Genomic DNA, 23750 nt, shown 5'->3' with positions numbered 1-23750 from the left:
TGGCCGCCATCTGGCTGGCCGTCAGCTGGCGGCCTCAGTCATGCGGATCAGCGGCCTTCGCGAGCCGGGACACCATAGCGAGCGCTGCAACATCGTCCCGCTCGACATCAGCCAGCGGCTTGTGCAGGCGATGCACCTCGCTTGGGTGACCGGCTGTGAGCAGGCCAATGACGGTCTCGATATCCGGGCACCCTTCATCGCGGCAAGCCAGCTCGCTCACCGTGACGGCGGTGTCGTCATCCAGTTCGAACAGGTCCCGCACCCAGGCCTTGATCTCGCGCAGTTTCTGCGGAATGGCCCGCGCCTTGGGCGCCAGCGGATTGTTGAATGTCATGTCCGGTCCTTTCCGGATTTCAGCCATTTGCCGAAACGCTCCGGCATGATGCTGTCAAAGAACGACCCCGTGTCATGCACGGTCGCCTCGAACAGCTCGCGCAGCGGCTTGGGGTCGAGGCCCTCGACAATGAAGACGAGGCGCGAGCGCCGGTCCGTGGACGGCCATTCGCCCAGTGCCTTCGGCATCGACAGGAGATGCTGCACCTGATGCACCGAGTAAGGCTGCCCCGGCTCCTCGGTGAAGGACACCAGCCCTTTCATCCGGAGCAGTTTGGGGCCGGCGGAAAGCTGCAACGTCCTGAGAAAGCGGTAGAAGCCGTCGCGGGTCAGCGGCGTGTCGCTGGTCAGCACGAAACTCTGCACGCCGTTTGCGTGGCGGCTGTCGCCTGTGTTGTGTGCCGCGTGGCCAGGCTTGGACTTGTCCGGTGCCAGTGCGTCTTCGAGAGCCAGCCAGCCGAGAACGTCTTGCCCCCGCGCGGCCACGTCATAGCCACGCGGCGAGAACACCCCATGGAGATCGAAATCATCCGCGTGACGGTCATGCACGGCAACCGTCGGATTGAGAGCACGGATTTCATCGATCAGCGCATCGAAGCTTTCACGGTCAGCTTCGCTCAGAAGATCCGTTTTCGTCAGCACCACCGCGTCTGCAAAGGCAATCTGTTTCGAGGCTTCCAGATAGCCGTCGAGGCTCGCAAGGGCTGTGACTGCGTCCACTGTCGTGATCACACCGGCCAGCTGGAACCCGCGCCCTTCCGCAGGAGGCGGAAACGCCCGCATCTGGTTGACGACCGGTGCGGGATCAGCAAGCCCTGTCGTCTCGACAACCATCAGTTTCAAGCGCCGCTCACCGTCCGGTCCCATCGCCTCGACGATTTTGGTAAGGCTCTCCTCGACATCCGAGCCCGCATGACAACACAGGCAGCCCGTCGTCGTCTGCATCACCTCACCGCGCCCGACCTGCACCAGATCATGATCGACCGCGACAGTGCCGAACTCATTGATCACGACACCCGTATCGGGTCCCAGAACCGACCGCAGCGCATCGGACAGCAGCGTCGTCTTGCCAGAGCCGAGGAAGCCGGTCAGCAGCAGGACAGGGATCGGCTCAAGCGGATCGGTCGGAAGGGAGGGCACGCAAACCTCGATTTGTGTAACTGTATAACATATCTATTTGCACTATAGAGCCAGCGCAAGCCCGGACTCGGCCCCTACATGCTGCCAGATCACGGCAAAAACAGGAACGCCCGGCACGAAGGCCGGGCGTTCCTGTTTGTCACTAGCGAAAAATACCCGCTGTCTCCAGATGGTTTATTCTGCCCGCGGACGCGTCCGCAAGGGTGTGCCGAGAAGAAGGGTTACCGCCTGAACCAGACCTGCCATCACCATGGCAGCGAGGAGAACGACGGCGGTCGCCGCAAATATTGCTGCGTAGCCAAGGCCGGCAATCAGCGGACTGAACACAAGCGGCGAGAGAAACTGTCCGAGGAACATGCCGGTTGTCAGCACACCGGAGGCAAACCCGCGCCGCTGCGCCGGCGCAACATTCAGTGTCAGCAGAATGAAGGCAGGGCGCAACGTCGAGAAGCCTGCACCAATCGCAGCAGCGCCGGCAAGTACGATCACAAGTGCCGCAGACAGGGTTAGCAGCCAGAACCCTCCGGCCATCAGTCCAAAGCCCAGCGCTAGTACGCCGCTGGTCCCGATCCTGCGGGACAGCCAGCCGTTTGTAAGTGCCGCTGCCCCCCCCACAAGTGTCAGCGCCCCAAGCGCAAGTCCCGTCGTACTGGGAACATCAAAGCCAAGTTCAGCGGCAAAGAAGGGAAGTTGCGTTGGCATGACAAAGAAGCCCATTACGGACAGCAGTGTCATCAGGGCGATCAGCACCAGAAGTCCCTGCCAGAGCCAACGTTCACGCGGAACCTCGCCAGCGAACGTGACAGCGGCCCGGTGCACTTTGCCGCCCGGCTCGATGGCAAACCATACAAAGGGGATGTAAAGCGCGGGCAGCAAATAAACGGCAAATGCTAGATTCGGCGCGAATCCGGCCAGCCAACTTGCCAGCGCGATAAACAGAAAGCCGCCAAAGTTTGTTGCCGCGATCTGCCATCCGGTAAACGTGCTGCGCCGCGGTCCGGCAAAATAGTCCCCGACAAGCGCTGTTTCGGCGGTCATGATCAAGGCCATGGCAACACCCAGGACAAACCGGCTGGCTAGGATCATATTGAGGTCAGCGAGATACAGCCCTGCACTGCCGGCAAGGGAAAACAAGGCAAGACCGATCAACATGGGGCCTCTGCGGCCAAACCGGTCGGAAATCCATCCTGCCAGGGATGCAAACAGAACGATGGACAATGCAGGCGCAGGAACCAGCATCCGCGTCAGAATGGCTGCATCAGGGTGATCGGCAAAGCGGATAGCAAGTCCGGGCAAGGCCGGACTGATCGCCGCAGCTGCCATCACTGCCAGCGAAGCCGTCATCAGCAGGGCAATTGCGCGCGGATCACGCGGGATCGAAGGGCTTTCAGGCGGGCTGAAACTGGACATCGGGCGGAGCTTCCATTGCTTGGGTTGGGCGAGACCGTTAGCCTACAACTTCAAGTCAACTTGAGGTCAACCATGGAAATCCTCGATATTGCAGATGTGGCCCGCCGGTCGGGTATCCCGGCCTCAACCCTGCGTTTCTACGAAGAACTGGGTTTGATTGCCTCGATCGGACGGCGAGGCCTGCGCCGGATCTATGCCCCTGATGTTTTGCTGCAGCTTGGACTCATCGCCCTCGGCAGATCGGCAGGCTTCAGCCTTGAGGAGATCAAGGGCATGTTCGGCCCCGATGGCCAGCCCGCCCTGTCTCGGGCGCAATGGCAGGCAAAAGCCGAGGAGTTGGACGCGCACATCCGCCAGCTTGTGAAACTGCGGGACGTCATCCATCACGTGGCGGACTGCCCGGCCCCCCGCCACCTTGAATGTGAACAGTTCCAGCAGTTGATTTCGGCCGCCATCGCATCGCGCCGACAGGACACTGGCCCGATCTCCGTAACGGCCTCATCGTCCAGGGCTGGCATGCGCAAGCCACGGAACCGCAGCAAGTAAGATGCCCCTGGCGAGCATGCTGCAACCGGGCAATCAGGAGAAAAGCAAGCAAAACAAAACCAAAGCGACCAGAAGCATTGGAACAATCTGAGATTGCAAAACATGAAAAAAATATTCAGGATATATGTGCCCCTCGGTTGTCAGGCAGGCCCTTCAGATCGAACAGCTTGCAGCTTGGCTTCATTCTCGGACGCAGTCAGGGAGCGAGAGCCATTTCCGCGAGCGCCGAAAGGATTGTTCCATGTGTGTTGCAGGATGTCAGGAACGCGTCATGCGCCAACTCTCACGGCGCGGCTTGATGCGCGGGGTCACGGCCATGGCGGCAACGGCGCCATTATTGGCAACGGCGGCAAGGGCCTCTCAATCGCTCGGCGACGGATTTTCCCATGTGATTGATCTCACCCACGCAATTGATCCTGACTTCCCGACTTACTGGGGTGGCTCGGGCCTCGATATTGAGCCTGTCTGGTCCGTCGACAAGGACGGATTTGCACTCAATATCTGGCACCTGTGGGAGCATACGGGCACTCATCTGGATGCTCCGCTGCATTACTATGCCGACGGCCTGTCGCTTGAGGCTATACCGGCGATGGATCTGGTCACGCCGCTGGTGGTGATCGACATCAGCCAACGCGCTGACCATAACAACGACGCCGAGGTCCTGCCAAAGGACATCCTTGAATGGGAAGTTCGCAACGGTCCGTTGCCGGTCGGCTGCTGCGTCGTCATGCGATCCGGGTGGGAAACCCGTATCGCCGATCCGCTGCGTTACAGAAACGTGGATGCGGAGGGAACAATGCACTTTCCGGGTTTCGGACTAGAGGCAGCACGCTTTCTACTGGAACAGCGCCAGGTGACGGGCATCGGTTCGGATACATTGTCGCTCGAATACGGCCCCTCCCGCGACTTTCCTGTCCACCTTCTTTGGTTGGGAGCCGGCCGATGGGGACTCGAAAACCTAACAAAACTCGCCGGACTTCCTGAAGCTGGCGCAACGCTCGTTGTTGGCGCACCAAAAGTCGCTGGCGCAACCGGCGGCCCTAGCCGTGTCTTCGCCCTGACCAACTGATCCGGCAACAAATCAAAACGCCCGGCACGAAGGCCGGGCGTTTCACATGTCAGATTGCCAGTCGGATTACCAGGCTGGGACAACCGCGCCCTTGAAGGTCTCCAGGACAAAGGCCTTCACCTTGTCAGAGTGGTAGGCCTTCTTCAGCTTGGCCACCCATGCGGCATCCTTGTCGGCGCTGCGCACTGCGATCAGGTTGATGTAGGGCGCTTTCTCACCTTCGCGAAGGATGGAGTCGTTGGTCGGGTTGAGACCGGTCTCCAGCGCGTAGTTGGTGTTGATGGCTGAAGCGTCGGTGTCGTCCAGCGCACGCGGCAGCTGGGCCGCGTCCAGTTCGATGAACGAGAAGTTCTTTTTGTTCTCGATCACGTCGGCCGGACCGACCTTGAGGCCCTTTTCCGGGTTGAGCTTGATGAAGCCGGCATCCTGCAGGATCAGCAGCGCGCGGCCGCCGTTGGTCGGGTCGTTCGGGATGCCTATGACGGCGCCGTCCTTCAGCTCGGCAAAGCTCTTCACCTTCTTGGAATAGATGCCCATCGGGAAGTTCACGGTGTAGGCCACGTCGACGATGTCGAACTTGCGGTCCTTCACCTGGTTGTCGAGATAGGGCTTGTGCTGGAACGAGTTCGCCTGCAGCTCACCGTCATGCAGCGCCTGGTTCGGCACCACGTAGTCGGAGAACTCGAGAATCTCGATGTCGAGGCCATCGGCCTTGGCGACCTCGCGCACGACTTCCATGATCTGGGCGTGCGGGCCGGGCGTGACGCCGATCTTGACGGTTTCGGCCAGGGCCGGAACGGCAGCCAGCACGAGGCCGGCCGTCAGCAGGGTGCGAAGGGACTTCAGCATGTGAACAACTCCTGTTCGTCTGGAAAATGCGGTCAGCTGCGCCGGCCGCGTTTGTCGAAGTGGCGGGCGAGACGGTCGCCGGCCGACTGGACAAGCTGGACAAGCACGATGAGCACGGCGACGACCGCCAGCATCACATCGGGCATGAATCTCTGGTATCCGTAGCGAATTCCGAGGTCGCCGAGGCCACCACCGCCCACCGCGCCCACCATGGCCGAGTAGCCGATCAGGCTGACGAGGGTCAGCGTCAACGCGAGGGTCAGGCCCGGCAGGGCTTCGGCAATCAGCACCTTGCGCACGATCTGCAGCGGCGTCGCGCCCATCGCCCGCGCGGCCTCGACGAGACCGGGGTCCACCTCGCGCACGGCGGCCTCGACGAGCCGCGCCACGAAGGGCACCGTCGCCACCGTCAACGGCACGATCGCCGCCGAGGTGCCGATCGACGTCCCGGCAATCAGCCGCGTGAACGGAATGATCGCAACCACCAGGATGATGAAAGGCGTGGACCGCGTTGCATTGACCACCAGCCCGAGGAGACGGTTGCTGACAGGCGCAGCAAACAGCTCACCCCGGCCGGATGTCGCGAGAAACACGCCCAGCGGCACGCCGATAAGCGAGCCGACCAGGGCCGCGACACCCACCATGTGCAGGGTCTGGCCCGTGGCCTTGAGGATCAACCAGAAAACTTCAGGCGACATAACCCAGCACCTCCGCGCTCAGAAGACCCGCCGGCAGCGGCGTGGATGCGGCAATCTGCTCTGCCTGATAGGGCGGCAACGTCACCACGAAGGCAGCAAAGCTGCGCGACCCGACAGTTTCGATGGTTCCCGCGATGATCTCCGCCGCGCCGCCGAGCGGAGCAATGAGATCCGTCAGCAATCCGCTTCCGCTGCCTGCTGCACAGACGACGCGCAGCACGGCACGCCCACCCTCGACCGGCCCGGCCCACAGCCGCTGCGCAAAGGCATCCGGCAGCCGGTGCCCCGGCTGCCCGGCCAGCAAGGCGCGCGTCGTGGCGTGCCTTGGCGTCGCCAGAATATCGAAGGCACTGCCGTGTTCGACGATGCGCCCGCCGTCGATCACCGCCACATCGTCGGCAATCTGCTTCACCACGTCCATCTCGTGGGTGATGAGGAGGATGGTCAGGCCAAGGTCCCGGTTGATCTGCTTCAGGAGCGTCAGCACCGAGCGCGTCGTCTCCGGGTCAAGCGCCGAGGTCGCCTCGTCCGAAAGCAGCAGCTTCGGACCGGTCGCCAGCGCCCTTGCAATGCCGACGCGCTGCTTCTGCCCGCCGGAGAGTTCCGCCGGATAGCGGTTGCGCTTGTCAGCCAGCCCGACGAGATCCAGCAATTCGCTGACCTTGAGCCCGATCCAGGTCTTGTCCGCGCCCGCGATTTCCAGCGGCAGGGCAATGTTGTCAAACACCGTGCGCGAGGCCAGCAGATTGAAATGTTGGAACACCATGCCGACCTCGCGGCGGATGCCGCGCAGCTCGCTTTCACTCAATCCGGCCACATCGATGCCATCGACAACAACGCGGCCGCTGGTGGGTTTTTCAAGGCCATTGGCCAGACGGATCAGCGTCGACTTGCCCGCCCCCGACCGGCCGATGATCGCGGTCACCTGGCCTTTGGGCACGCGCAATGTGATCCCGTCCAGTGCGGCAACCTCCCCCGCGCCGCCGGCCGCAGGAAAGCGTTTGGTCACCCCCTCAAAGAGAACGAGAGGAGGAACGGCAAGGGCGGCGGACGGACCGCCGGTCTGCGAAAGATACATGGGAGGAACTTGCTCTGCGGGTCAGGAATTCAGGAAACGCGCGTCCGTTCGGACTGGATCAGCAGCAACACATGAGCATGCGCATGGCGTTTCACCTCTGCCCGGCGCCTCCCAACGCCAAGAATTGTCTGGCAGGAACCGGCACTTGGCGCCGAGCTCCATCCTGTTTACCGAACCACTCTTCCCGGGAGCGGTTCATTCTGTTGCCGGATGTTTCGCATGCCAACCCGCATGGAACGAGGCATCCAGTTCCGTTGTTGACGCAGGATCGGAAAGAAATTTCCACCACGGTCCGCGCTCACGCGGAAATGACGTTCCTGCCCTGCTCCGGATCGTCAGTTCTTGAACTCCACCGGCACCCGGAACGACAGGCTCGCCTGGCGGATGTCGTCTGGAAACGCCGGCATCGGCGACGCCCGGCGCACCATCGCCACCGCAGCCTCGTCCAGCGCAGCGTTGCCGGCAGAGCGCACAAGCCGGATCCCCGACACTGTGCCATCGCGCTGGACGGTGAATTCCACCGTGGCCGTTCCAGCCCCTCCATCGCGTGGCGCCTGCTTGGCCCGGCGCAGCTTGGCAATGACCTTGCCCTTGTAGTTGGTACGCGCGCCCTCGCCCTGCTCGTCGCCGGACCCGTCCGCCGTGCCGTTGGCGTTCGACTGCACCGTCGTGCTGGTCACGACCTCGCCGCCGCGCTGGCTGTTGATCTCGGCCCCGGCCTTCTTCTCGACCTTGGCGACCTTCTTGGCCGGCTGCTTTTTCGGCTCAGGTTTCTGGGGCTCAGGTTTCTGGGGTTCGGGCTTTACCGGCTTGACCTCCGGCATCGCCGTGATCACCGGAGCCGGTTCCGGCTCGACCGGCTTTTCCGGTTCCTGGGGCTGGGCTTCTAGCACCGGTTGCACAACCGCCTCCACCGGCGGCGGCTCCACCGGCGTCTGCTGCGGCGCCAGCAAAGGCACGATCGGCTGCAACGGATCAACCGGAGCGACAGACGCGAGCTCGGCCACCGGCGACACCACGGCCGCCGTCACAGTCTCGACCGGCTGCAGGGCAGCAACCGGCTGCACCGTCTCCATCTGCGTCTCGACCGGCTCGATCACGGTCTCGTCCGCACCTTCGATCAGATCCTGCAGCGATCCGACCACGGCCACGGCACCACCGGCGGAGGCTGCAATCTCGGGCGCCTCCTCGTCCGGCACCATATAGGCCGACGCCGTCGCATGGACCGCCAGCGACAAGATCAGCCCAGCTCCCATGTAATGCCAGGCCTTCATTGCGCCTGCCCCTTGCGCGTGATCAGCACGATGTCCTTGATCCCGGCCGCCGTCAGCGCGGACAGCACCGCCTCCAGCTGATCGGAGGGCAGTTTTGCCTCGGCGGCAACGCGCATCAGCCCGCCACCCTTGGCCAGATGCGCCGCAATCGCCGCCTCCAGCGTCACCGGCTTGTCTTCCAGATACAGCTCCTGCTCGCTGGCGATGATCAGCGCGCCCGTCGAGCGGATGTTCTCGTCGTCCTGGATCATCTCCGGCGGCGTGATCCGCCGGGCGTCGTCACGCGCGACCGATCCTGCAAACAGGAAGAAGATCAGCATCAGGAACACGATGTTGATCAGCGGAATGGTGTTGTCCGTCATCTGACGGCGCGGCGGTGTCCGGAACTTCATCGCCCGCTCCTCAGTTCAGGCCACTGACCAGCACGGCCTTGACGCCCGCCTTGCGCGCGGCGGCCAGAACCGCGACCGAATCCTGCACCGCAGCCCCCGGCCCGGTCCACACGGCAACGATCTTCAGCGGATCATTGGCGAACGGCGCAAGCGCCGCCTCCAGCGCAGCGCTGTCCAGCGGCTGGCCATTCAGGTCCATCTTGCCCTCGCCATGCAGGCGCAGCAGCGCCGGCCGCGCCCCCGCCCCCGCGCCCGCCGCCGCACTCGACACCGGCAGCTGGTGATAGCGGGAGAAGGACGAGGCCAGCATGAAGTACAGAAGCAGCAGAAAGATCACGTCGATCAGCGACGTCAGGCTGATCGGATTGCGCTTGACCCTCGGCTCAAACCGCATGGCGGGATCCACCCTGGATGACATCCAGATGGGCCGGCAACACGGCGGGTCGTTCAGCCGCCGCGCCGGTGAAGAACGCGGTCACAACCGCTTCCATCTCCTGCTGCGTCCGCTCGATCCGGCCATCGAACCAGCTCACCACCGCAGAAACGGGAATGGAAATGGCCAGACCCACGGCCGTCGTCAGCAGCGCCACCCAGATGCCGCCGGCAAGCACCGACGGATCCACGGCAGCCCCTGCCCCCTGCATGGCCTGAAACGCCTCGATCATGCCCAGCACCGTCCCGAACAGCCCCAGCAAGGGAGCCGTCTGGGCGATCAAGTCCAGCGGCCTCAGCCAGGACCGCAGCGTCGCGATCTTGCCCAGACAGATGCGCTCGATGTCCTCGCGCAGCAGGTCCGGCCGCGCCCCGCCCGGCCGCGTCTGGGCCTTCAGCAGCAGGGCCATGACCTGGCTGAGAATGCCCTTGCGGCCGGCAACAGCCGCCAGTGCCGCCGCCGGATCGCCGTTCAGATAGGAGGCCAGTGCCCTGCGCGCCGGCGCGAACTGGCTGGCTCCAGCCATCGCAAACTGCAGCATCTTTGCAAAGATCAGTGCCAGCGCAACGATGGACATGACCACCTGGATCCCCACCACGCTGCCGCCCTGATTGATCAGGTCAACGACGGGATAAAGGAACTCGGGCAACGGGACGGGCAACTCGGCGAACATGGATCAGATCCCGGAAAAGACGCGGCTTGCGCTGGTTGTGGCAAACCCACCAGATAAACTTGAGTGCAAATGCCAGCTTATTCGTCGCACTGCAACATGCAAGTGCCCTGTTTCCTCAGGCGAGTTGCTGCGCGGCTGTCTGCCAGGTCAGCTTGAGCTCCTCCCGCCAGGCGAATTTTTCCAGATGCACATCGATGACGGCCTGCATCCGCTTCAACCCCTCGTCCTCGGCGCTTTCGCAAGCAATCGTCAGACGGTCGCCCTCGGCGGTCATCCGGCAATCACCGAAGGGAAAATCGACCCGGCCGGTCTCCGGCGTCCATTCACAGGTCACCTTGTGGGCGAAATGCTTGCACAGCTGCTGCAGATATTTCGAAGCCGCCGGCGTCACCGCCTCGGCGCTGGATCTGAACATGTCCCTCTCCTTCATATGCGCGCCCCGAACGGGCCACATGCGGTCCCTCAGACCGTTGACAAATCCTCGGTCGTCATCCGGGCTCCAGCTGACGAGCGTCCTGGCAGCACCGGCGACCCAAGGCACATTCCGATCAGCCCTCTCCAACGGTCATCCCCGCCTTGTGCGGGGATCTATCCGGCCTGTCAGGGCGCCACTCGTCCCCGAAAGGACAGGCGCAGGGGGTGGATCCCCGCACGGGGGCGGGGATGACTCGTTTCGGGCAACGTGCGCACAGCGATCAAAACTTCGCCGAAGCACTCAGATAGAAGCTGCGACCCGGTGAATAGACCGGCGGAATACGGCTCGTGGCGTTGTAGCTGCCACGGCTGTAGTACTCCTCGTCGAACAGGTTGTTCACTTCAGCCCGCAGCGTCAGATCGGTCTTGGCCAGCTGCGTCTTCCACTGGGCAAACACGTCAACGACCTGATACCCCTTGATGGGATTGTTGTATCCGTTCTTGGCAAGATCATCGTTGCTATACTGGAAGGCGATATCCGCGTTTGCGCCAACTTCGATGTTGTAGTCGGTGAAGAGATAGCTGCCTCCGACACTCAGCGTGTCACCAACCGGAACGCCGTTGTTGTAGTCCCCCGACAGGGCGATGCGGTTGCCATACTCGATCTCCGCATGGGTAAAGGCTGCAAACACCGATGCATTCGCCACCGAATAGCGGGCCGTCAGGTCGAAGCCTTTCGAGACCAGGTCCTGACCGTTGATCCGGGTCAGCGTGGTGAAGTTGTAGTCCACCGGATCGACGACCTTGATGTAGAACAGCTTCGCGCCGAGGTTCAGCCCGCCGATGGTGTAATCAAGACCAACCTTGGCATTGTGCGCGTAGGTCGGGTTGAGATTCTTTGCATAGGTGTAATTGGCTGCATGGAAGAAGGCGGTTTCCGCCTGTTCCAGACCCGAGAAGACGTAACCGTAACCGCCATGAAGCTTCAGGCCCTGCAGCAGCTCGTAGGTGACGTCAAGATTTGGCGACACCCCGGCATTGTCGAAGGTTTGTCCGTCAACCGCCCGGTAGGACTGGAAATCGGCCCGCAGACCCGCAGAAATGTCGAGCTTCTCAATCGGGCTGACGCGCGCCTGTGTATAGGCACCGACGTTCCAGATCGTCTCCGACACGTTGTTGCGGAAGTGGAACCGCTCCATGTGGATATGATCGCGGTAGAAATCGACACCGGCGGTGATGCTGCCGAAATCGAAGTTGAAGCGGTTCTGGGCGTGACCGCCGATGGACTGGACGTCGGAGTTGAAGGCTCCGGACGGGCGCGTGTAACCGGACTTGTTCGGACGCTTGAGGCTGTTCTGATTGTAGTAGAACAGCACTTCCGGATCGAACAGCCCCTCGGCATTCTCCTTGGTGTACTTGGCCGTCGCCGTGAACCGCTCATAGAGGTTCTGGTTCATCTGCGGCGTGACCGCCCCCATGTTGGTCCGCAACCGGCGGAAGCCGTCATCGCGGAAATACTCTGCCGACCCCTCGATCCGGTGGCCCTCCGCACTCTGATAGGCCAGCTTGCCAAGGCCGTTCCACATGTCGGCCGCCGTGCCGGTCTCGCGCTTGCCCGCTCCCGTCGTGTAGTCCTGACCTTCCTGCCGGGTCAGACCACCCAGCATCTCGAAGCCATTGATGGCGGCATAGCCGGACGACGTCGTCTTGAAGGTTTTCGAATTGGTGTCATAGCCAAGGCTGACAAACCCGCCATGGGTCTTGCCGTCTTCCAGCAGATCCCGCGCGCTCACGGTCTGGAACAGGACCGAACCGCCGAGCGACCCCGGACCGAAGTCAGCAGGTGCAACGCCCTCGTTCAGATAGACCGACTTCAGGAAGATCGGATCAATGCCCGTGTTGCCATTGTGGTGCCAGACGTTGTTCTTCTGCCGTGCACCGTCGACCTTGATGTTCAGCTTGGATTCATCGATGCCATGCACGTAGAACTTCTGCGAGGCGGCCGAGCCGCCCGCCACATTGACTGACGGCGTCTGCGAGAACAGCTGCTTCAGGTCCTGCGGCTGAGTGGCCTGGATCTCCTCGCGGCTGATCTCCACGTCGGCCGCAGCTTTCTGGTCCGCTTCACCTTTCGTCTTCGCGCCGGCCGTGGTCACAACGACCTTGTCCAGTGTCACCGGCGTCTGGGCCAGCGCACCTTGCGCCAGAAAAACAAGAAGGCTGGCCGATCCCGCCAGTCGGGTCAGCAGACGGCTGTCGCAGTGCATCGTTGGGTTTCTCCATGTTGCGGCCGCATCGCACCGGAAGTCCCGGGTCCAGACACGGCATTCGCAAAACTTGACCAATGAATTCAGGTATTGAATACAGGAGCGCAGGCGATGGCGGCAATTGCCGCGGCCTTTGCGATCCATCCAAAATCCTTTGCATTCGGATCGACGGTTCCGATCCTCACCGCAGGCAACCAATATGCATTCATCCGCCGGGACTTATCTGACCAAGGCAGATCTCAACCGGGCTGGTGGGGGCCGCAACACGACCTGGGTTGCCCCCGCCCTGCAACGGAGCGACCAGATCCTGCGTGGCCGGATCGGCTTTCTCGACATCGAGGAGGGCTTGTCGGTGCATTACTCCAATGCCGTCGACTTGCACGACCTGCACACGGAAGCCGAAGCCCCGCCCGGACTCACCATTTCTGTGTTTCTCGAAGGCGAGGTCGAGGCCTGGATCGGTCCGATGCGCATTCCCGTGCCAGGCCGGGATTCGGACGGTTGCCCCGGCGCACCGGTCGCCACCATCTATGCCATGACGCAGCCGGAAAAATTCCTGCGTCAGGCCCGTCGCGGCTGCCGGCTTCGCAAGGTTTCCATCGGAATTTCCGCAGGATGGCTGGAACAGCATTCCGGATTTGCTGCAAGCGACGCTGACCCGGTCCGGCACTTCATGCGCGAGCACCTCGCACGCCGGGTCTGGACACCGGGAGCCCATGCCCTCTCGCTTGCCGAGCAGATCATTGCCCCGCCCACCCTTCCGCCGTTCCTGTTCCAGCTCTATCTGAAAGGCCGCGTGCTGGGCCTGATCGAGGAGGCCTTGCTGCAGGTGATGACGGACCAGCCGGCCACAGCCGCAACCCGTCCGCCGCTCAAGGCCGGGGAGCGCCAGCGCCTTCAGGCCATCGACAGCTACCTGCAGACCCACCTCGCCGAACCGATCAACACGTCTGACATGGCCCGCGCGCTCGGGCTGAGTGCCACGAGCCTGCAGCGCTTGATCCGGCAGGCGCATGGCTGTTCGCTCGCCCACCATATCCGCGCCCACAAGCTTGACCGCGCCCGGATGGCACTGGAACGGGACGGCATCAGCGTTGCGGAGGCCGCCTACATGGTCGGCTACAACAGCCCGGCCAACTTCGCCACCGCCTTCCGCCGCGCTTTCGGCCTACCCCCCAGTGCCGTACAGGATCGCTGACGCCCAAACTTTGCGGACACGACGCGGCAAAGGCGACGCAACGTAAAGATACATGACAAAAACGTTCAACTTTTCTCTGGACCTCGCCCCCCTCCGGCGCTAGACCTCGGGCATCGCGCCAGCCAGCCCTGCCAGCCACGCGCCATTTCCCGTTTCATTCTCACGAGGTCTGCCCATGCTTCGCCTTGCCCGCCTTGCTGCGGTGGCGTCCGCCATCGCCCTTGCCGCTCCTGCCCTCGCCTCCGCCGTCGAGATCGAGACCGCGAAGGGCCCGGTCACGCTGGCCAGCACCCCGGAGAAGGTCGCCGTCTTCGACATCGCCGCGATTGATACCCTGCTCGCGCTTGGCATCGTTCCCGCCGGCGTGCCGGACAAGCTCTACGTCCCCTATCTCGGCGAGGACGCCGCCAAGGCCCCCAAGGTCGGCACCCTGTTCGAGCCCAACCTGGAAGCCGTCGCTGGCCTCTCTCCGGACCTCATCGTCATCGGCGGTCGCTCCTCCACCCAGGGCGAAGCGCTGGCGCCTATCGCCCCGGTCATCGACATGACCATCGGCAGCGACGTGGTCGCGGAAGCCAAGGCCCGCCTCACCGCCTATGGCAAGGCCTTCGGCAAAGAAGCCAGGGCCGCCGAGCTGACCGCGGCGCTCGACGCGGAACTGGCCGCCGTCGCCAAGGCCGCCGAGGGCAAGGGCACCGCGCTGGTGCTGCTCACCAACGGCACCAAGCTCTCCGCCTATGGCGCCGGCTCGCGCTTCGGCTGGATCCACTCCGCCCTCGGCCTGCCGCAGGCCCGCGAAGGCCTGAAGACCGACACCCACGGCGACGCGATCTCCTTCGAGTTCATCGCCGAGACCAACCCGGACTGGATCTTCGTCATCGACCGCGGCGCCGCCATCGGCGAAGCCGGCTCGGCGGCCGCCACCCTTGACAACCCGCTGGTCAAGGGCACCAAGGCCGCCAAGGCCGAACAGATCGTCTACCTGTCGCCCGCGCCGATCTACATCGCTGGCGGTGGCTACACCTCGCTGATGGGCACGCTCGCCGAGCTGAAGGCTGCACTGGCGAAGTAAGCCCGCCGCGACCCTGCCAACGCCCAGCCAACGCCCAGCAAACGCCAGGTTCCAGGTTCCAGACGCTCATGCGCCTCGCCGCTCTCCTGACCCTCGCCCTCATCCCCTTGTCCGCGCTGAGCCTCACGCTCGGCGCGGCCAGCGTCGATGTGGCCGCGATCGGGCATGATCCGCAGGCGGCGCTGATCTTCTGGGTCTCGCGCCTGCCACGTACCCTGGCCGTGCTTCTCACCGGCGCAGCGCTTGCCGTCGCCGGTGTCATCCTGCAGCAGATCGTGCGCAACCGCTTCGTCGAGCCCGGCACCACCGGCACCGGCGAGGGCGCGGCCCTCGGCCTTCTGGCCATCACGCTGCTCGCCCCCGGCGCGCCAATCCTCGTCAAGATGCTGGTCGCCAGTGCCGCCGCGCTTGCCACCACCTTCCTGTTCCTGCGCCTCATCCGCCGCCTGCCCCCGCGCGAGGTGCTGCTCGTGCCGCTGGTCGGCATGATCCTCGCCGGCGTGCTGCAGGCCGCCGTCACCTTCATCGGCTGGCAGACAGACCTCTTGCAGTACATCGGCACCTGGCTGATGTCGGGCGAGTTCTCCGGCGTCATCGCCGGTCGCTACGAACTGCTCTGGATCGCCGGGGCCGCTGCCGCCCTCGCCTATGTCTACGCCGACCGCTTTGTCCTCCTGGGCCTTGGCCGGGACGCGGCGACCAACCTCGGGCTCAACACCGAACGCGTCCTGCATCTGGGCCTTGCCGTCGTCTCCATCGTCACCGCGCTCGTCGTCGTCACGGTGGGCATGATCCCCTTCGTCGGCCTTGTCGTGCCCAACCTCGTCTCGCGGCTGATGGGCGACAACCTGCGCCAGAGCCTGCCCGTGGTCGCCGCCGGCGGCGCGGCGCTGGTTCTGGCCTGCGACATCCTTGGCCGCGCGGTGCGCTACCCCTACGAGGTCCCGGTCGGCACGGTGCTGGGCGTGCTGGGCTCGGCGCTGTTCCTCTGGCTTCTCTACCGGCAGCCGGCGCGATGATGGCTTTCGTGCGCGCCCATCCGCTTGCCCTGCTCGCCCTGTGCCTTCTCGGCCTCGGCGCGGCCTATCTCTTCGCGGGCCTTGGTCCCAACGCCGGCTTCATCCTGCCGCTGCGCGCGACGAGGCTTGGCGGCATGCTGGTCGTCGGCGCGTCCATCGCGGTCGCCACCGTGCTGTTCCAGACCGTGGCGCAGAACCGCATCCTCACCCCGTCGATCATGGGCTTCGATGCGCTCTATGTGCTGATGCAGACCGCGCTGGTCGCCGTCATCGGCGCGGTCGGCTTCACCAGCCTGCCCAAGGCGCTGAAGTTCGGGCTGGAGGTCGGCGTCATGATCACCGCCGCCGTGCTGCTCTTCGGCACGCTGCTCGGCCGCGGCCCGCGCGACATCGCCCGCATGATCCTGACCGGCGTCATTCTCGGCGTCCTGTTCCGCTCGCTCTCCGGCTTCGTCGCCCGGGTGATGGATCCCAACGCCTATTCGGTCGTCCAGTCGGTCACCTTCGCCAGCTTCACCCGCATCGACGCCACGCTGCTCCTCATCGGCGGTAGCGCCGCCCTAGCCGCCATTGCTGTTGCCTGTGCCTTGTCGCGCCGCCTCGATGTCATGGCGCTTGGCCGTCCCGTCGCCGTCTCGCTCGGGCTCGGCTACGAGCGGCTGATGCTGCTGGTCCTGGCGCTGGTGGCCCTGCTCGTCTCGGTCTCCACCGCCCTCGTCGGCCCGGTCGCCTTCTTCGGCCTCATCGTCGTCGGCCTCGCCCATGCGCTGGTCGGCGCGGATCGCCATGCCAGGCTCCTGCCTGCCGCCGCGCTCATCGCCGGCATCGTCCTGGTCGGCGGCCAGCTCGTCTTTGAGCGCCTGATCGGCCAGCAATCCACCCTGAGTGTGGTCGTCGAATGCATCGGCGGACTGTTCTTCCTCTGGCTGCTCCTGAAAGGACGCGTGCGATGATCCGCATCGACAGCCTCAGCCACCGCATCGGCGCGGCCACCATACTGTCGGACATCAGAACGACCCTGCCCGCAGGCGCCATCACCGCGCTGATCGGCCCCAACGGCGCCGGCAAGTCGACCCTCATCAACCTGGTCGGCCGGCTTTTGCCCCTGCAGCAGGGCAGCGTTCAGATCGACGGCATGGACATCCGCGCCACCCCCTCCGCCACGCTCGCGCAGCATGTGGCCATCCTCGGCCAGTCGAACACGGTCGCCAGCCGCCTCACGGTGCGCGATCTCGTCGCTTTCGGCCGCTGGCCGCACAACCAGGGCCGCGAGACGGAGGCTGACCGGCGCATCGTCGCTGACGCCCTTGCCACCTTCGACCTGACCGATCTGGCCACCCGCTTCCTCGATCAGCTCTCCGGCGGCCAGCAGCAGCGGGCCTTCCTTGCCATGACCCTCGCCCAGGACACCGGATGGCTGTTGCTGGACGAGCCGCTCAACAACCTCGACATGCCGCATGCGCGCGCCCTGATGCAGCGGCTGGATGGTCTGCGCCAGTCCGGCAAGAGCATCGTCATCGTCGTGCATGATGTGAACTATGCCGCACAGTGGGCCGATCATGTGGTTGCGCTCCGGGATGGCCGTCTCTTCGCCGCAGGCACCCCGCGCGACGTCCTGACCGCACCGTTGCTCGGTGATCTCTACGGCATGAACCTGAATGTCATCGAGCTGGATGGCCGCCCCTTTGTCCTCCACCACCGCTGACAGGGCGCGATGCAGGATCGCAACACCCACAAGTTTATGAATTAAAGATTCATATTTTTTCTTGCTGAGAGATTATTGAATATCATAGGGATGCCTCAAACATCACGTCGCTTTCTCGGAAGAAAATTCCCGTAGCGGCACGTTTGTGAAAGATAGGGGCTCCTTGCACATGACCAGATCCGCCACTCTCCTGCGCCATCTCCTTGTCGGCACCGCGCTTGCCGCCGGGCTCGTCGGTCCGGCACTGGCCAACGACAACACTCCGGTCCAGGACCTGCCGACCGTCGTGCTGCAAGGCAACACGAAGAACGACAAGCACGCGGGCGCAGCAGACCGGGGCAACTCGATCTACATCAGCGAACAGGACATCGAGGCAAGCGCGACAGGCAACATGAAGGATCTCTTCGCCGGCCAGGCTTCGGTCACAGTCGGCGGCGGCATCCCGATTGCCCAGAAGATCTTCGTCAACGGTGTCGACCTGCTGAACCTTGCCGTTTCCGTCGACGGTGTCGCCCAGAACAACCGCGCCTTCCACCACACCACCGCGACCACCATCGACCCGGAACTGCTGAAGTCCGTCCGCGTCGATCCGACCGTCGCCCCGGCAGATGCAGGCCCGCATGCCATGGCCGGTGCCGTCCAGTTCGACACGGTGGATGTCGGCGACCTGCTGTCGCCGGAACGCAACATCGGCGCCTATGGCCGCCTGTCCTATGACACCAACGGCAACACCTTCACCCAGTCGGGCGCCGCTTACGGCCGCCACTCCGGGTTCGAACTGCTTGGCTACATCAAGAATGCCAAGGGTCAGGACTACGAGGCGGGCAATGGCCGCCGCGTGCGCGGAACGGGCGCCGATCTGCAGAGCTTCCTCGTCAAGGGCGCTTACGAGAAGGACGGACATCGTCTCGAACTCTCCGGCATGCGCATGATCGACGACGCCATGCGCCCCTGGCGCGCCAACTTCGGCGCGCTCATCGGTGGCCGCCCGACGCCGCTGCTGCGCCGCTATGACACCGACCGGCAGAACTACTCCATCCGCTACGAGGGCACGGACAACACCGGCCTGTGGGACCCGACGGTCCTCATCGGCTTCTCGGAGAACCACATCGACGTGCCACAGCCCTTCGGCAGCAAGGGCAAGTCGAACACGCTCAACGGCAAGGTGGAGAATACCTTCCATTTCACCGAGACCAACGCTCTCACCGCCGGCCTCGACTTCTACGCCAAGACCGGCCGCTACTCGGATCCGACCAGCCGCTTGACCGAAAAGGCGCAGAACGTCGGCCTCTATGTTCAGGAGCGCCTGTCCGTCACGGACCGGATCGAGCTGTCCTTCGGCGGCCGCGCGGACTTCCAGTCCTTCGAAGGCGTCAACCGCCAGACGCGGGATCAGTCCGGCGTCAGCGGCAATGCTTCGGTTCGCTACGAGGTCATCGACAACCTGTTCCTCAAGGCTGGCTATTCCAATGTCTTCGGCGGTCTGGTGATCGAGGACAACTACACCTACTCGCCCAAGTGGACCTATTCGGCCCTGCGCCCGGCCCGCGCCCAGAACGTGGTCGGCGGCATTGAATGGCGTCATGACGGCTTCTTCGCCAATGCAGAAATCTTCCGCACCGACTTCGACAATGCCCGCAACGGCATCAAGACGGACGACTTCATCACCCAGGGCTTCAACCTCGGCGGTGGCTGGAGCTGGGGCGACGGCTCGATCAAGGCGACCTATTCCAACACCGAGATCGAGGTGAACGGCAAGAAGACCGGTGGCTATGAGTCGCTCGACTACGGCGCACCGCTCGGCCAGGTCATCGCAGTCGAGGCACAGCACAAGTTCGTCGATTATGGCGTCACTGTCGGCAGCCGGCTTGACATGGCCCTCGACTACGACGGCCCGATCGGGGCCGAAGATGCCAAGAAGACCCTCAAGGGCTATCACGTCTTCAACATGTTCCTACAGTACGAGCCGGTCCAGCTCGCCGGGCTGCAGCTGCGCCTTGAAGCCAACAACATCTTCGACGCCGACTACGCCGACCGCGGCACCTACGGTGGCGAATACACCAGCGTCCAGCAGCTGAAGGAACCCGGCCGCAGCTTCCTGTTCACGGTCAAGAAGACCTTCTGATCAGGCATAGAGGCACGGCACAAACGGACCCGCGCCCGCGCGGGTCCAAGTCCTCACCATAACGGCAGGCCTTTCCCGGCCTCCTCCCCACCGCGGCAGAGTTTTCCCAGCATCATCCCCTCCGCCGTCATCAACTCTGTTGTTGTGCGTTTTGCCTGATCCTTGCGTTCAGGATGACGATGATCTTTCGCATGAGGGCGGCGATTGCGAGGATTGGCTTCTTCCCGTTGTTGATAAGCCTTTGATAGACCTCCTTTAATGGCCCGTTTGCGCGGCTTGCGGACAAGGCGGCCATGAAGAGGGCCGGCTTGACGGTGGAGCGTCCGCCGTGCATCCGGCGATATCCCTTGAGGGTTCCGCTGTCCTTCGGATGAGGGGCGACCCCGGCGAGGCTTGCGGCCTGGCGCCGGTCCATCGTTCCCAGTTCCGGCATGGTTGCGGCGAGGGTGATGGCGGTGCGCTTGCCCACGCCCGGCAGGGAGCAGCAGACCTCGATCCGGCGGGCGAGCTGCGGCGAGGCGTCGACGAGCGCCTCGATGGCGGCGTCGATGGCCTCGATCTCGTGCAGGATCGCCCGCAGGATGACCTGGCAGGAGCGGCGGATGATCGCGATGCCAGGTCCCTCTCCGGGGATCTTTGAGCGGTTCTGCTCGGCCACCTTGAGGGCGAGAAGCTCCTGACGGCGGGCATTGAGGCTGGCGAGTGTGCTCTGGGTCTCATCGGCCGGCGTGAACAGGGCGAGTGTCTTCCAGCGCTCCTCGCCATAGCGGGCCAGAGCCTGGGCATCGATGGCGTCTGTCTTGGCAAGACGGCCGAAGGACCGGCTGAATGCCTTGACCTTAACGGTATCGGCCCGGTGGCAGGCAAGGCCTGCTGCCGTCAGTTCGCCCACCAGCAGGCGCTCGTGGCCGCCGGTCGGCTCCAACACGCACAGGCAGTCGGCCGACAGGCCTGTCAGCGCCTTGCGGATGCTGGCGGAGCGGTTGGGGAAGGTCGTGACACGGCCGGTGGCGGTGTCGAAGGCGGTGATGCTGTCCTTGGCGACATCGAAGCCGCAGACATGGGCGGGAGGCTGCTGCAGGGCGGGCATGGCCGTGCTATCCTTGACGTGCTTCGGATTGTTTGCGGGCGTGGGTGTCAACCAGAGGCCCAATCAACTCTCCAAGCGGGAAAAGGGAAGCGTCAGGGAGCCATGATGACAGCGGGTGAAAACCCGACCCCGGGACGGTCGCCTGACGCTGAAGCTGCGGGTTAAGGGTCGCAGCTTCCCCTTTACCCTAGCACCTCGGACAACAAACAACCCCGGGCGCAGCGCAGCGGAGACCCGGGGCCTACTCGTTCGCAGAGCGGGAGAAATGGTCGCGGCACTGCAAATGCTCGTTTTCCAGCAGAGGCAACGCAATGCCCGCATCGCCGTTCTGGAAGCGAGTAGGCCCCGGCTCTCGCGATGCTCGGCCGGGGTGACATCAAGCGGCGCGGCGATGAGTTCGACCCGCGCCAACGCGGGTCCGGATCATTCTGTCACAGCGCCCCCCGCGGCGCCTCCCCCAACCGAGGTCACCCCGGGCGTAGCGAAGCGGAGACCCGGGGCCTACTCGCTGCCAGAGCGACAAACGTGATCCAAGCGCTCCCGCAGACTTGCGCATCAGCAAGCCTCGCCCGAGGCACCGCCTCGGTCCCCGTCACGGCTCTGCAAGCAACCAGCCCCCGGCTCTCGCCCCGCTCGGCCGGGGTGACATCAAGTGGCGCGGCGATGAAGACAGGCACCTGATCCGGGGCCACGACTTTATGCCGGGACCCCGGGTGCTGTCAGGCCAGGATTACTCCGCGCCCTTTTCCTTCAGCCAGGCTTTCATGAAGGCGATTTCATCTTCCTGCGCCTTCACCACGGCTTCGGCCAGCGCCCGGATCTTGGGATCCGTGCCATGCGCCAGCACCACCTTGGCCATGTCGACCGCACCCTGATGGTGCGGGATCATGCCCTTCACGAAGTCGATATCCGCATCGCCCGTGAAGGCGATGGACATGTCCTTGTGCATGGCGTCGTTGATGGCCTGATAGGCCTTGGTGGACGCACTGGCGCTTTCTGATCCGGCAGCCGGCATGGAATGGCCGCTATGGTCCTGCACGGCAGGTTGCGCGGGCGCAGGTCCGTCAGCAAACGCGGGCAAGGCACCCAGACCAAGTGCAAGGGCAAGGGCGGTCACGGCATAAATCTTCATCATCTCGATGATCCTTTTGGATTGAGCAGAAACTCCGCGGCTCTGGCCACGGCTCAAGAAAAGATCAGGCGAGGGATTTGGGGGGCGGCGGTTCGCAAGCTTCGCCAAGGCCGGTCACGTCGGAGTTGCCTGCCTGCCAGTTGACCAATTCATAGGAGGCAGGCGCGTCAGCAGCCAAAAATGACGGAGCAAGAAAGCTGGAAGCCATCATGCAGAGGGTGACACACACGTCATCCATCTGCGCCGGCGGACAGCACGGATGGCCGGCCGAAGCCTGCAATGCCTCGGCACCGCTCAGGCTTGTTGGCGCCCAAACCAGGTCTGCATGACTTATGCCGAGATGATCCATGCCGACATGGGCAGGGCTATCCCCGGCGAGCCTGCCTGGTCCCGCAGCCTGCCCAGCCTGAAACGACAGACAGACCAGCGCAAGCACCAGACCGGTGGCCAGCAGAAACGCAATCCAGCCCTGTTTGACGGCATTGACCATGGCCAGACCCTAGCCTGTTTCTCCGGCGGCACGCAACTCTCGTAGCGGCAAGCGCCGCAAACAGTCCTTGCTTCCTCCATCGTCATCCCGGGCGCAGCGAAGCGAAGACCCGGGACCGGAGAGCCGAAAGCCTTTCAGTATTCCCGACATTGAAACATCGAGACCTCGCCCCTCCGGTCCCGGCTCTCGCGCGGCTCGGCCGGGATGACGCCGGTGAAGTCCGGGGCATGTCATCCAACCGAGACGCTGCACTTCTTCAGCACGAAACTTGGATGAGGTTCACACCTTCAGATCAGCCGCCTCAGGTCAGCTTCTTCGGCCAGGTGTCCGACAGGCGGTAGCCGGCCGGCCAGGGGTCGTCCGGGTCGAGCATCAACTGGCTCGTGCCGGTCACCCAGCCACGGCCGGAGATTTCCGGCAGGATTGCGGGCTGGCCCGCGACAGTCGTCGTCCCGGCGATGCGGCAGTCAAAGGTCGAGCCCAGCACCGAGATGCCGGTGAAATGATCCCCCACTTGCATCTCGCCCCTTGCCGCCAGAACCGCCATGCGGGCGGAGCAGCCGGTGCCGGTCGGCGAGCGGTCGAGCTTGGCCGGCTGGATCGCCACCGTGTTGCGCCCGACCAGCCGGTCGCCCTGCCGCTCCACCGGCAAGGTGAGCTGACAGAACGAGATGTGGCTCCAGTCGGGGTTGAGCGGATGCGTGAACCCGAGCTGTTCGTTGGCCGCCCGGGTGATGCGCACGCCGGTTTCCGCCAGTTCGCGTGCCTCATCCGGCACGATCTCGAACCCGAGCGCACGGGCATCGGTGATGACGAAACTATCGCCGCCATAGGCCGTGTCGACGGTGAGCGTTCCGAGCCCTTCCACCTCCAGCGGCACGGATAGTTTGCCGGCAAAGGATGGCACGTTGGTCACGTAGATCCGCTCCGCCTTGCCATTGCGGCAGACCGCCCGGACCTCCACCAGCCCGCCCGGCGCTTCCAGCACGAAGCGCGTTTCCGGCTCCTGCATCGGCACGATGCCGGTGTCGAGCAGGACGGTTGCCACGCAGATCGAGTTGGACCCGGACATGGGCGGCGTGTCCTCCGGCTCCATGATGATCCAGCCCATTACCGCGCGCGGATCCTTTGGCGGGACGAGCAGGTTCACATGCCGGAACACCCCGCCGCGCGGCTCGTTCAGCACGAAGTTGCGCAAGGCCCCGTCGCGGGCGATGAAGCCGCGCTGCTCCCAGATCGTCTCCCCCGGCGGCGGTGCGATGCCGCCGACGATCACGTCCCCCACCTCGCCCTCCGCATGGCAGGTGACCACGTGGATGATCTTGCTCGTGCGCATGTCAAGG

Annotated in this window: 24 protein-coding genes; 8 read left to right on the top strand and 16 right to left on the bottom strand. The window is 64.0% G+C overall.

Annotation, left to right across the window (positions count from 1 at the left end):
- Positions 1 to 34 precede the first annotated feature (34 nt).
- From OVA12_RS03015 to OVA12_RS03005, 3 genes are all read right to left on the bottom strand, one after another.
- Complete coding sequence (locus OVA12_RS03015) at positions 35 to 334, bottom strand: nitrate reductase (RefSeq protein WP_268134365.1); 300 nt, start codon at positions 332 to 334, stop codon at positions 35 to 37.
- A complete protein-coding gene (locus tag OVA12_RS03010) occupies positions 331 to 1473 on the bottom strand; it encodes a CobW family GTP-binding protein (protein WP_268134363.1) in 1143 nt (380 codons plus the stop codon). Before OVA12_RS03010 ends, OVA12_RS03015 begins: the two co-directional genes overlap by 4 nt.
- A 174-nt stretch (positions 1474 to 1647) precedes the next feature.
- A complete protein-coding gene (locus OVA12_RS03005) occupies positions 1648 to 2883 on the bottom strand; it encodes an MFS transporter (RefSeq protein WP_268134361.1) in 1236 nt (411 codons plus the stop codon).
- A gap of 72 nt (positions 2884 to 2955) precedes the next feature.
- Between OVA12_RS03005 and OVA12_RS03000 the strand changes: the two genes are divergently transcribed.
- Together OVA12_RS03000 and OVA12_RS02995 are read left to right on the top strand one after the other, a co-directional pair.
- The gene (locus tag OVA12_RS03000) at positions 2956 to 3429 is read left to right on the top strand and encodes a helix-turn-helix domain-containing protein (protein ID WP_268134359.1); all 474 of its coding nucleotides are present in this window, start codon (positions 2956 to 2958) and stop codon (positions 3427 to 3429) included.
- Between the two features lie 271 nt (positions 3430 to 3700).
- The gene (locus OVA12_RS02995; protein WP_268134357.1) at positions 3701 to 4498 is read left to right on the top strand and encodes a cyclase family protein; all 798 of its coding nucleotides are present in this window, start codon (positions 3701 to 3703) and stop codon (positions 4496 to 4498) included.
- A 66-nt stretch (positions 4499 to 4564) separates the two neighbouring features.
- On the opposite strand, the gene OVA12_RS02990 is transcribed toward OVA12_RS02995, so the two are convergent.
- The 9 genes from OVA12_RS02990 to OVA12_RS02950 form a co-directional block, all read right to left on the bottom strand.
- Positions 4565 to 5347 carry a MetQ/NlpA family ABC transporter substrate-binding protein gene (locus OVA12_RS02990; RefSeq protein WP_268134355.1) on the bottom strand — a complete coding sequence of 261 codons (783 nt, stop codon included), beginning with the start codon at positions 5345 to 5347 and terminating at the stop codon, positions 4565 to 4567.
- Between the two features lie 32 nt (positions 5348 to 5379).
- Positions 5380 to 6045 (bottom strand): methionine ABC transporter permease, encoded by a 666-nt coding sequence (locus OVA12_RS02985; RefSeq protein ID WP_268134353.1) that lies wholly within the window; start codon positions 6043 to 6045, stop codon positions 5380 to 5382.
- On the bottom strand, positions 6035 to 7123 hold the full coding sequence (locus OVA12_RS02980; RefSeq protein WP_326493883.1) for a methionine ABC transporter ATP-binding protein: 1089 nt from the start codon (positions 7121 to 7123) through the stop codon (positions 6035 to 6037). The genes OVA12_RS02985 and OVA12_RS02980 overlap by 11 nt, the downstream gene beginning before the upstream one ends.
- Before the next feature lie 335 nt (positions 7124 to 7458).
- A complete protein-coding gene (locus tag OVA12_RS02975) occupies positions 7459 to 8397 on the bottom strand; it encodes an energy transducer TonB family protein (RefSeq protein ID WP_268134351.1) in 939 nt (312 codons plus the stop codon).
- On the bottom strand, positions 8394 to 8789 hold the full coding sequence (locus tag OVA12_RS02970; protein WP_268134348.1) for an ExbD/TolR family protein: 396 nt from the start codon (positions 8787 to 8789) through the stop codon (positions 8394 to 8396). The genes OVA12_RS02975 and OVA12_RS02970 overlap by 4 nt, the downstream gene beginning before the upstream one ends.
- A 10-nt stretch (positions 8790 to 8799) precedes the next feature.
- A complete protein-coding gene (locus OVA12_RS02965) occupies positions 8800 to 9183 on the bottom strand; it encodes an ExbD/TolR family protein (RefSeq protein WP_268134346.1) in 384 nt (127 codons plus the stop codon).
- Positions 9173 to 9895 carry a MotA/TolQ/ExbB proton channel family protein gene (locus OVA12_RS02960; protein ID WP_268134344.1) on the bottom strand — a complete coding sequence of 241 codons (723 nt, stop codon included), beginning with the start codon at positions 9893 to 9895 and terminating at the stop codon, positions 9173 to 9175. The genes OVA12_RS02965 and OVA12_RS02960 overlap by 11 nt, the downstream gene beginning before the upstream one ends.
- A 115-nt stretch (positions 9896 to 10010) precedes the next feature.
- Positions 10011 to 10310 (bottom strand): DUF2218 domain-containing protein, encoded by a 300-nt coding sequence (locus OVA12_RS02955; RefSeq protein ID WP_268134342.1) that lies wholly within the window; start codon positions 10308 to 10310, stop codon positions 10011 to 10013.
- 280 nt (positions 10311 to 10590) lie between these two features.
- Positions 10591 to 12576 (bottom strand): TonB-dependent receptor domain-containing protein, encoded by a 1986-nt coding sequence (locus OVA12_RS02950; RefSeq protein WP_268134340.1) that lies wholly within the window; start codon positions 12574 to 12576, stop codon positions 10591 to 10593.
- 199 nt (positions 12577 to 12775) lie between these two features.
- Here OVA12_RS02950 and OVA12_RS02945 point away from each other — a divergent pair, with 199 nt between their 5' ends.
- From OVA12_RS02945 to OVA12_RS02920, 6 genes are all read left to right on the top strand, one after another.
- On the top strand, positions 12776 to 13774 hold the full coding sequence (locus OVA12_RS02945) for a helix-turn-helix domain-containing protein (protein WP_268134338.1): 999 nt from the start codon (positions 12776 to 12778) through the stop codon (positions 13772 to 13774).
- 175 nt (positions 13775 to 13949) lie between these two features.
- Positions 13950 to 14846 (top strand): siderophore ABC transporter substrate-binding protein, encoded by an 897-nt coding sequence (locus OVA12_RS02940; RefSeq protein ID WP_268134336.1) that lies wholly within the window; start codon positions 13950 to 13952, stop codon positions 14844 to 14846.
- Positions 14847 to 14914: 68 nt separating this feature from the next.
- Positions 14915 to 15865 carry an ABC transporter permease gene (locus OVA12_RS02935; protein ID WP_268134334.1) on the top strand — a complete coding sequence of 317 codons (951 nt, stop codon included), beginning with the start codon at positions 14915 to 14917 and terminating at the stop codon, positions 15863 to 15865.
- Entirely contained in the window at positions 15865 to 16818 is a 954-nt protein-coding gene (locus tag OVA12_RS02930) for an iron chelate uptake ABC transporter family permease subunit (RefSeq protein ID WP_268134332.1), read from the top strand. Before OVA12_RS02935 ends, OVA12_RS02930 begins: the two co-directional genes overlap by 1 nt.
- Entirely contained in the window at positions 16815 to 17570 is a 756-nt protein-coding gene (locus OVA12_RS02925; protein WP_268134330.1) for an iron ABC transporter ATP-binding protein, read from the top strand. The genes OVA12_RS02930 and OVA12_RS02925 overlap by 4 nt, the downstream gene beginning before the upstream one ends.
- Positions 17571 to 17739: 169 nt before the next feature.
- Positions 17740 to 19695, top strand: coding sequence for a TonB-dependent receptor domain-containing protein (locus tag OVA12_RS02920; RefSeq protein ID WP_268134328.1), 1956 nt, complete (start codon positions 17740 to 17742; stop codon positions 19693 to 19695).
- Positions 19696 to 19825: 130 nt separating this feature from the next.
- Here OVA12_RS02920 and OVA12_RS02915 read toward each other — a convergent pair whose 3' ends face one another.
- From OVA12_RS02915 to OVA12_RS02900, 4 genes are all read right to left on the bottom strand, one after another.
- Positions 19826 to 20785 (bottom strand): IS110 family transposase, encoded by a 960-nt coding sequence (locus OVA12_RS02915; protein WP_268134326.1) that lies wholly within the window; start codon positions 20783 to 20785, stop codon positions 19826 to 19828.
- A 730-nt stretch (positions 20786 to 21515) separates the two neighbouring features.
- On the bottom strand, positions 21516 to 21917 hold the full coding sequence (gene copM, locus OVA12_RS02910) for a CopM family metallochaperone (RefSeq protein ID WP_442793842.1): 402 nt from the start codon (positions 21915 to 21917) through the stop codon (positions 21516 to 21518).
- Between the two features lie 64 nt (positions 21918 to 21981).
- The gene (locus OVA12_RS02905) at positions 21982 to 22407 is read right to left on the bottom strand and encodes a hypothetical protein (RefSeq protein ID WP_268134322.1); all 426 of its coding nucleotides are present in this window, start codon (positions 22405 to 22407) and stop codon (positions 21982 to 21984) included.
- A 301-nt stretch (positions 22408 to 22708) separates the two neighbouring features.
- The gene (locus OVA12_RS02900; protein WP_268134320.1) at positions 22709 to 23743 is read right to left on the bottom strand and encodes a trans-3-hydroxy-L-proline dehydratase; all 1035 of its coding nucleotides are present in this window, start codon (positions 23741 to 23743) and stop codon (positions 22709 to 22711) included.
- Positions 23744 to 23750 lie beyond the last annotated feature (7 nt).

The organism is Pannonibacter sp. SL95, assembly GCF_026672425.1.
Classification (GTDB): Bacteria; Pseudomonadota; Alphaproteobacteria; order Rhizobiales; family Stappiaceae; genus Pannonibacter.
Note: the sequence above shows the minus strand (reverse complement) of the source record. Positions and strands in the feature narration are given on the sequence as shown.

Bases quoted from the DNA above. Each gene is read 5' to 3' on its own strand.
- OVA12_RS02900 (WP_268134320.1), bottom strand. From the start codon at position 23,743: ATGCGCACGAGCAAGATCATCCACGTGGTCACCTGCCATGCGGAGGGC.
- OVA12_RS02920 (WP_268134328.1), top strand. From the start codon at position 17,740: ATGACCAGATCCGCCACTCTCCTGCGCCATCTCCTTGTCGGCACCGCG.
- OVA12_RS02905 (WP_268134322.1), bottom strand. From the start codon at position 22,407: ATGGTCAATGCCGTCAAACAGGGCTGGATTGCGTTTCTGCTGGCCACC.
- OVA12_RS02970 (WP_268134348.1), bottom strand. From the start codon at position 8,789: ATGAAGTTCCGGACACCGCCGCGCCGTCAGATGACGGACAACACCATT.
- OVA12_RS02965 (WP_268134346.1), bottom strand. From the start codon at position 9,183: ATGCGGTTTGAGCCGAGGGTCAAGCGCAATCCGATCAGCCTGACGTCG.
- OVA12_RS03015 (WP_268134365.1), bottom strand. From the start codon at position 334: ATGACATTCAACAATCCGCTGGCGCCCAAGGCGCGGGCCATTCCGCAG.
- OVA12_RS02990 (WP_268134355.1), bottom strand. From the start codon at position 5,347: ATGCTGAAGTCCCTTCGCACCCTGCTGACGGCCGGCCTCGTGCTGGCT.
- OVA12_RS02975 (WP_268134351.1), bottom strand. From the start codon at position 8,397: ATGAAGGCCTGGCATTACATGGGAGCTGGGCTGATCTTGTCGCTGGCG.
- OVA12_RS03000 (WP_268134359.1), top strand. From the start codon at position 2,956: ATGGAAATCCTCGATATTGCAGATGTGGCCCGCCGGTCGGGTATCCCG.
- OVA12_RS02945 (WP_268134338.1), top strand. From the start codon at position 12,776: ATGCATTCATCCGCCGGGACTTATCTGACCAAGGCAGATCTCAACCGG.
- copM (WP_442793842.1), bottom strand. From the start codon at position 21,917: ATGAAGATTTATGCCGTGACCGCCCTTGCCCTTGCACTTGGTCTGGGT.
- OVA12_RS02915 (WP_268134326.1), bottom strand. From the start codon at position 20,785: ATGCCCGCCCTGCAGCAGCCTCCCGCCCATGTCTGCGGCTTCGATGTC.
- OVA12_RS02985 (WP_268134353.1), bottom strand. From the start codon at position 6,045: ATGTCGCCTGAAGTTTTCTGGTTGATCCTCAAGGCCACGGGCCAGACC.
- OVA12_RS03005 (WP_268134361.1), bottom strand. From the start codon at position 2,883: ATGTCCAGTTTCAGCCCGCCTGAAAGCCCTTCGATCCCGCGTGATCCG.
- OVA12_RS02980 (WP_326493883.1), bottom strand. From the start codon at position 7,123: ATGTATCTTTCGCAGACCGGCGGTCCGTCCGCCGCCCTTGCCGTTCCT.
- OVA12_RS02930 (WP_268134332.1), top strand. From the start codon at position 15,865: ATGGCTTTCGTGCGCGCCCATCCGCTTGCCCTGCTCGCCCTGTGCCTT.
- OVA12_RS02960 (WP_268134344.1), bottom strand. From the start codon at position 9,895: ATGTTCGCCGAGTTGCCCGTCCCGTTGCCCGAGTTCCTTTATCCCGTC.
- OVA12_RS02925 (WP_268134330.1), top strand. From the start codon at position 16,815: ATGATCCGCATCGACAGCCTCAGCCACCGCATCGGCGCGGCCACCATA.
- OVA12_RS02950 (WP_268134340.1), bottom strand. From the start codon at position 12,576: ATGCACTGCGACAGCCGTCTGCTGACCCGACTGGCGGGATCGGCCAGC.
- OVA12_RS02940 (WP_268134336.1), top strand. From the start codon at position 13,950: ATGCTTCGCCTTGCCCGCCTTGCTGCGGTGGCGTCCGCCATCGCCCTT.
- OVA12_RS02995 (WP_268134357.1), top strand. From the start codon at position 3,701: ATGCGCCAACTCTCACGGCGCGGCTTGATGCGCGGGGTCACGGCCATG.
- OVA12_RS02935 (WP_268134334.1), top strand. From the start codon at position 14,915: ATGCGCCTCGCCGCTCTCCTGACCCTCGCCCTCATCCCCTTGTCCGCG.
- OVA12_RS02955 (WP_268134342.1), bottom strand. From the start codon at position 10,310: ATGTTCAGATCCAGCGCCGAGGCGGTGACGCCGGCGGCTTCGAAATAT.